Source organism: Mesorhizobium sp. M8A.F.Ca.ET.207.01.1.1 (genome assembly GCF_004794715.1).
Lineage (GTDB): Bacteria > Pseudomonadota > Alphaproteobacteria > Rhizobiales > Rhizobiaceae > Mesorhizobium.
Genome location: NZ_SRUS01000365.1, coordinates 1 through 322 on the forward strand (window position 1 = coordinate 1; position 322 = coordinate 322).

General features: G+C 73.9%; 1 protein-coding gene. It reads right to left on the reverse strand.

The window, feature by feature from the left end; genetic code table 11:
- Positions 1-322, reverse strand: a 322-nt coding sequence (locus EN850_RS34935; protein WP_210238065.1) for a hypothetical protein, incomplete at both ends; no start/stop codon positions are given.

A 322-nucleotide genomic window follows, 5' to 3' on the forward strand; every position in this document is an offset into this window, starting at 1 on the left:
GCGCTGGCCGCCCTCGCCCGGGGTCGCTTCAGCGTAGGCCTGCAGGCCCAGTGCCCGCACCTGCGCCACGCCCTGGCTGTCACGCGCCGGGTCCAGCCCCTGCGCGAACTGCACCAGCTGCGCATCGCCGTCGCCGGACGGGTACAACGCCGCCAGGCTGGTGTTCTGCAACGGCTGGCCCCGGCCATCGCGCGCATTGGCCTGTCCAAGCACGGACAGGTCCTGCGGCGGCAGCTGCGGCGCCGACAGCGCCGGCAACGCCCAGCTCTGCACCGGCTGCGCACCGGCCTGCGCATTGCGCATGTAGTCGTAGCGATCGCGG